This window comes from Paenibacillus sp. EKM211P (assembly GCF_011066175.1).
GTDB classification, from domain to species: Bacteria; Bacillota; Bacilli; order Paenibacillales; family Paenibacillaceae; genus Paenibacillus; species Paenibacillus polymyxa.
Window position 1 is genome coordinate 488,866 of record NZ_JAAMNS010000003.1, and the last position, 6,000, is coordinate 494,865.

Genomic DNA, 6,000 nt, shown 5'->3' on the forward strand with positions numbered 1-6,000 from the left:
GGAAGAAGGAAAAGGAGTACAGTATGGGACAGTCCGAATTCATTCAGTTATCATTCAGCATTCTCTCAGGCTGCCTTCAGTTTTACAACCGATGAAAGAGAGGTGGGCAGCTAAAAACATTATGTACACTGAGAGGGGATCTACTTTGTCATTATCCATCAACAGGCATCTCATCACGACTTCGACTTCCTACGATAACTCGAATACGCTGAAGTCAAATGAGAATGGACTAAATAACGCGGGGCATACCACACACAAGAAATCCAGCGATTCACTCGAATTAAGTGCGGAATTTATGGAATACGCCGGAGGTATGCAGGCTCCGCTTCCTACGGAAAACTACAGTTATGGCTACAAATACGACCAGAATACTGTGGCGCTGACTATGGACGAACAGAAAGCGTTATTGTCAGATTTACAAAGTTACTTGACGTCTTCAAGTGCTTTATCTGAAACGAATGAAATCAATAACAGTACAAACAATCCTTTGGCTACAGTCAGCGACTTGTTATCCGGGGTGGATCTTTCGACAGCAACAGATGAGGAAGTATCAGATTTATTCGATAAAGTAGCTGAAACGATCCAGAATAACCGCCCTACACCGCCGCCTGAAGGTGACTCATTCCGACCTGACGGTCTGCCTCCAATGATGCAGGCGATGGGTGGAATTATGCCCCCATTTGCATGGAATATTCAGGAGATTACTCATCAAGAGGATAACACCACTACATCTGAAGAAGAGCATACCGTAGATGAAAAAAGATCCTTACTGAATGATTTGCAAAACGTCCTGAGTTCCGATCTTCTATCTGGCTCCATATCTTCAGAAACAGATGAGCAAACAGACCTGATTTCTGCATTAAAAAACGCTTGGGGAAACACAGATGAATCGAATGCAACAGATGAAGAAGTATCAGTTTTATTCGATAAAATCGCTAAGATTTTTGAACAATCTGTATCGTCTTCGTCATAATCTTTAGAGCGCAATAGCATACCTTAAAAACGCTTAGCCCACACTTGTAACTCAAACTTAGCTTTTAAAAAGGAGAATCCTTCTGTGAATATTTCAACCACATCTAGTAGCTCTATATCTATTGCCAATACTTCAACTTCATCTTCATCCAGTACCAACGATACAGCCAGTTTGGAAAAGCAAAAAGCCCAGCTTGAAGCAGAGTACAATAAGGTCCAGCAAAGCAAAGATAATAAGGATACAAAAGAAACGAAAATGAAGCAGCTTCAGCAGCAAATTAAGCAAATTGAAGCTCAGATTGCACAGCAAAGTTCTCAATCCAGCAGCACGTCAACACCAAAAATGGAAAAGTCCGCTCCAAGTAATATGGAAATGACTCGTACCAGCAGCTCGAATGGCAGTGATATCACGGGGGTTGGAAAATCACTGGATATTTCTATTTAGTCATCCTATCTTTTCTCCTGTAAGCCAGACGATGGATACAAAAGACAGCAGGCTCTCTGTTACATAGGGAGCCTGCTTTCGCGTTTTATAGTAGTTCAAAATGAATCATGTGACTAAACCTAAAAAAGTATTACAATAAATAACAGTGGGCAGATGGAAGGCTTTTGACTTTAGTATTTAATAGATTGTTATACATTCTAATTGGAGGATTTAAGCCATGACATTGGAACCTCAATGGAGTCGAAGTAGTAGGGATGAAGCTCGTTTCGTCAGAAACAAGTTGATTGAGTTTAATGCAAAACACGTCCCGGCAGATATTCAAACCCAATATGAAGAAATTAATCTTACGCTCAAAAAAGGAGACGGTCAGGTCATCGGCGGTCTTCTAAGTGTACTTTGTTGGAACTGGGTGGAGGTTGATATTTTGTGGGTAGATCAGGGCCATAGAGGAAGGGGCTACGGTTCGCAATTACTTAGTGAAATTGAACAAATCGCTAGAGATAAAGGATGTACTTTGATACAACTGAATACCTTTTCTTTTCAAGCACCTGAATTCTATGAAAAGCAGGGGTATGAAGTAGTCGGTGTCATTGATGAGGCTCCTAGAGGCTTTAAACATTATTATTATAAGAAAAATATCTACTGAGGACTTCATAAATGCGCGTACAGATCAAGGAAGTAAATCAAGATGAAAAGATTATCATTCGTAATATTGGCAAGGAAAAGATATACGGCTACTGGACATATTTTCGGCATGAACTGACCTCGGGATATGCGTATGTTGTTCCGTATGAACAAAGCTTGGAAAAGTTAATTCCCGGCTGTGTCATTTCGGTCGAGACTTCTCCATCCAGTATAGAAGGGTTCAGAAGACTGAGGCCTACGGAAAAGACAGGCATTGTTCAACCTCAACCAAAGCTAGGTGACTATTGGATTCAAGGGATGATACAACAAGTGATACAAGGCGAAGCAGGTGGGATAGACTGTCTGGAGATTGTTGTAGGAGAGGCTACGTTTGTTTTGGATTCTGACGAATTGAATGGTGATATCCACGTTAAAACGGGTGACGGTGTCGCCTTTGAAATCATAGGTCTACAGTTGTTTGACGAGGGACTGTAATCGTTCTATGGTGAATACCATATTCAACCAAGATATGTCGGTGAGAAAGTTAAAAGCTAGATCATAGAGAATGTGAATAAAGAAAGGTATGATCGGATTGAGTACAGAAGTGACACACAAAATATATACCATGTGCATGATTCAAGATGGAAACAAGGTATTGCTAATGAACAGACCCAATCGAAAGGGGTTTCCGGGTTATATTGCTCCAGGAGGAAAAGTAGAGTTCCCAGAGAGCATTGTGAATGGAGCCATTCGCGAAGTAAAAGAGGAAACAGGCTTAACGGTTACGGAAATTGCTTTTAAAGGAATCGACGAATATTGTGATCCAAACCAAGGGCTGAGATATATGGTCTTTAATTATTTGGCTACAGCAACGGAAGGTGAGCTATTAAAAAATCCTCCTGAGGGAGAACTACTGTGGGTAGATATGAAGGAAGCACTGAATTTGCCGATGCAGGATTGGTTTAAGCGGAGGTTCCCATTGTTTTTCGAGCCAGGGACGTTTGAGGTTAGCTCCGTGTGGCTGGCGGATACGGATGAAACATTGGAAGCAACGATGAAGAACTATGGGGTGTAGAGATGACGAGACCATTAGTAGATACATGGAGTGCTTAATGAGGGGGCGGTGAGTAGGATGCAGGCCATCAGATTGGTTGAGCCGGATCGGCGCTGGAAGGATGCTTATCTTTCATTTTATGAGGAATGGAAAAAGAGCCAGGAGCATATGGTGCCTTGGGTGATTTCTATAGAACCGTATGATTTTGAAGGTATGCTGACGTTTTTAAGTCAACAGAAAAACGGAATTGGCTTGTCTAAAGGCTGGGTTAAAAGTTCGACCTACTGGCTGATGGATGCAGATGACCAGGTCGTCGGAGCAGTGAATATCCGTCATGATCTTAATGAGCATCTGTTAAACGCTGGCGGTCATATCGGTTATGGTATCCGTCCTTCTGCACGAGGGAACAGGTACGCTGGGACTATGCTGGCCTTAGCATTGGGCAAAGCAAAAGAGTTGGGTATTTCCAAAGCCCTCGTCGTATGCGACTCCGATAATATCAGTTCCAAAAAAACAATTCTGCGAAACGGCGGAATACCGGACAAGGATTACATAGAGGAAGATGGAAACCGTGTAAACCGGTTTTGGATCGAGCTGTAAGTGAGGGAGGGGAACGCAAAAGCTCATGAAAATATGGCCAGAATATGCGAAAAATATCATTGTCGGTGTCATGTTTCAGGGACAATGGAATTGGTATGTGACGGAAAGAGAGTATTGGTTTTTGAATACCGAGATGGAGGAACGGTTTGGCATCGCTATTTTGGATGAGACCACAGCCGGAGCATTTTTGGAACACATCTGTGAATATAAGGTGGCTGCGGGAGAACTCACTACAATGCTCCAAATGCTAGATGAAGCAATCCAGCATAAGGATGAAGTGTTGGAATTCTGTCCTGCTTTGTATGTTGATTTTGACCAGAAAGTTCTCTACTCTCTATTTCCGGAGCCAGCTTCTTTCGAACACTATGTCCCGGTGGGGTGGAAAGGGGAATATCAGAACTTTTTGGAAGAGGTCCCTCCTGCTGAACGATATTGGATGATCCACGGAAGTGACTTTTTCAAAAAATACACCTGAAAAGATAAAGGAGGAAATGAACATATGAATTCTTCCATGCATGAATTTAAGATCATATCCAAGCACAGAATGTACGATCAATATTTGGTTAAGCTGCGGGTATGCATCAAGCTTTTGGATGAACCCATGTTATGGTTCGCTGGTGAAGCGGAACAGAACAGTATTGGAGGAATTGTCCATCATATAATGGTGCATGTGCGTAGAAATGCAGTCAAACTCATGGATCCGACGATTACATACAAGCAAGGGATGGAGGATAGCTTCAAGCCTTCAGTGCAAAACAAAGAACAGCTTATGGAGGAAGTTGAAGATGCTTTTTCTTCCTTCTGTGCAGCATTGGACAACACAGGCGATATAAATATGTATGACGTTTACCATGTGGTGGAGCATACGGCTTATCATCTGGGTCAGATCATAGATCGAGTTCAGAGGCTGGCAGGTCACCGTTTTCAATTTGTACAGACTGGGCTGAATGAAAAAGCATTGCGTGCAATAGTGCAGCAATCCCTACCTAATCCACAAGGTTAACGAAAGCAGTAGCCAAATAACTGTATAAACGTAGTTCCAAAGTCACTAATACCTCTGTCACAGATATGTTTTTATTTCTTAATTGATATTGATAATTATTATCACTTATAATAGAAGCAGACATAATACGCTATGATAGGGAGAGTTGCAGAGTGACAGAGTCCTTGGAATTATATGATGTAACGATCATCGGCGGCGGTCCTGCCGGTATGTATACTGCGTTTTACAGTGGCATGAGAGATATGAAAACCAAGCTGATCGAAGCCAAGCATGAGCTAGGCGGACGGATGCGCATATACCCGGAGAAGATGATATGGGATGTTGGCGGGGTAACCCCGATTTTATGTGAAAAGCTGATTGACCAGCTGGAGCAGCAGGCACGAACGTTCGAGCCTACCATTGTATTGGGACAACAGATTACAGGGATGGATCGGCAGGAAGATGGCACGTTCCTGCTGACTTCTGCCACAGGGGAACAGCACTGGACGCGTACGATCGTTCTGGCCGTAGGCTATGGTATTCTCAAAATGGCTAAACTGGAGATTGAAGGCGCTGACCGTTACGAGGTTACAAACCTGCATTATACCGTACAAGAGCTGGAGCCGTTCCGGGACAAGCATGTCCTGATTTCCGGTGGAGGCAACTCAGCGGTAGATTGGGCGAATGAGCTGGAATCTATTGCGGCGAGTGTGACAGTTGTACATCGTCGGGATCATTTTGGCGGACATGAGAAAAATGTAGCCCGTATGAAGTCCTCTTCGGTCCGTGTTCTCACACCTTATGCGGTAAGTCAGTTACATAGCAACAACGGAGAAACGATTGAGCAGGTGACGATCAATCATGTAGATACGGGCGAAATAGAGATGCTGAATGTTGATGCAGTTATCGTAAATCATGGCCTAAAATCCGATTTCGGCCCCCTGCGAGATTGGGGACTGGATATGGGAGAGTGGCATGCCCGCGTGAGCGACAAGCTGGAAACGAATCTACCGGGGATTTTTGCTGCAGGCGATTTTGTCGAGTACGGAAGCAAGCTGTATCTGATTGCAGGTACGTTCACAGATGCTGCTCTTGCCCTCAACAGCGCCAAGTTGTACATTGATCCGACAGCTGATAAAGCCGCATATGTATCTTCTCACAACAGCCGCTTCAAGGAAAAAAACCGCGAGCTGGGTGTCGTGGAATAAAATAAGGGAATCAGTTTAATAAAGAACTTCTGTTAACTGGGACTGACCCCCATTTGTGAGACAGGGATCAAAACACCTTTCAAGTTTAAGCAACCAGTCGCCTGTAATCTACTGG

At 43.4% G+C, this 6,000-nt stretch carries 9 protein-coding genes; all 9 read left to right on the plus strand.

Going from position 1 to position 6,000, the window contains the following annotated elements; genetic code table 11:
- The first annotated feature begins 145 nt into the window (after positions 1–145).
- The 9 genes from G9G57_RS08365 (at position 146) to G9G57_RS08405 (ending at position 5,885) form a co-directional block, all read left to right on the plus strand.
- The gene (locus tag G9G57_RS08365) at positions 146–973 is read left to right on the plus strand and encodes a hypothetical protein (RefSeq protein ID WP_019686612.1); all 828 of its coding nucleotides are present in this window, start codon (positions 146–148) and stop codon (positions 971–973) included.
- A gap of 84 nt (positions 974–1,057) precedes the next feature.
- Positions 1,058–1,417, plus strand: a complete 360-nt coding sequence (locus tag G9G57_RS08370; RefSeq protein ID WP_017426589.1) for a FlxA-like family protein — start codon at positions 1,058–1,060, stop codon at positions 1,415–1,417.
- Positions 1,418–1,634: 217 nt separating this feature from the next.
- Positions 1,635–2,063: a GNAT family N-acetyltransferase gene (locus tag G9G57_RS08375; RefSeq protein ID WP_019686613.1), complete on the plus strand. Its 429-nt coding sequence runs from the start codon at positions 1,635–1,637 to the stop codon at positions 2,061–2,063.
- Between the two features lie 11 nt (positions 2,064–2,074).
- A complete protein-coding gene (locus tag G9G57_RS08380; protein WP_019686614.1) occupies positions 2,075–2,536 on the plus strand; it encodes a hypothetical protein in 462 nt (153 codons plus the stop codon).
- Between the two features lie 88 nt (positions 2,537–2,624).
- Positions 2,625–3,116 (plus strand): 8-oxo-dGTP diphosphatase, encoded by a 492-nt coding sequence (locus G9G57_RS08385; protein ID WP_016820626.1) that lies wholly within the window; start codon positions 2,625–2,627, stop codon positions 3,114–3,116.
- Between the two features lie 57 nt (positions 3,117–3,173).
- The gene (locus G9G57_RS08390) at positions 3,174–3,695 is read left to right on the plus strand and encodes a GNAT family N-acetyltransferase (RefSeq protein ID WP_016820625.1); all 522 of its coding nucleotides are present in this window, start codon (positions 3,174–3,176) and stop codon (positions 3,693–3,695) included.
- Between the two features lie 25 nt (positions 3,696–3,720).
- Positions 3,721–4,170 (plus strand): hypothetical protein, encoded by a 450-nt coding sequence (locus G9G57_RS08395; RefSeq protein WP_016820624.1) that lies wholly within the window; start codon positions 3,721–3,723, stop codon positions 4,168–4,170.
- Between the two features lie 24 nt (positions 4,171–4,194).
- Positions 4,195–4,698: a hypothetical protein gene (locus G9G57_RS08400; RefSeq protein WP_016820623.1), complete on the plus strand. Its 504-nt coding sequence runs from the start codon at positions 4,195–4,197 to the stop codon at positions 4,696–4,698.
- 152 nt (positions 4,699–4,850) lie between these two features.
- Entirely contained in the window at positions 4,851–5,885 is a 1,035-nt protein-coding gene (locus G9G57_RS08405) for an NAD(P)/FAD-dependent oxidoreductase (RefSeq protein ID WP_016820622.1), read from the plus strand.
- Positions 5,886–6,000: the final 115 nt, after the last annotated feature.

Bases quoted from the DNA above. Each gene is read 5' to 3' on its own strand.
- G9G57_RS08375 (WP_019686613.1), top strand. From the start codon at position 1,635: ATGACATTGGAACCTCAATGGAGTCGAAGTAGTAGGGATGAAGCTCGT.
- G9G57_RS08380 (WP_019686614.1), top strand. From the start codon at position 2,075: ATGCGCGTACAGATCAAGGAAGTAAATCAAGATGAAAAGATTATCATT.
- G9G57_RS08385 (WP_016820626.1), top strand. From the start codon at position 2,625: ATGATCGGATTGAGTACAGAAGTGACACACAAAATATATACCATGTGC.
- G9G57_RS08390 (WP_016820625.1), top strand. From the start codon at position 3,174: ATGCAGGCCATCAGATTGGTTGAGCCGGATCGGCGCTGGAAGGATGCT.
- G9G57_RS08395 (WP_016820624.1), top strand. From the start codon at position 3,721: ATGAAAATATGGCCAGAATATGCGAAAAATATCATTGTCGGTGTCATG.
- G9G57_RS08400 (WP_016820623.1), top strand. From the start codon at position 4,195: ATGAATTCTTCCATGCATGAATTTAAGATCATATCCAAGCACAGAATG.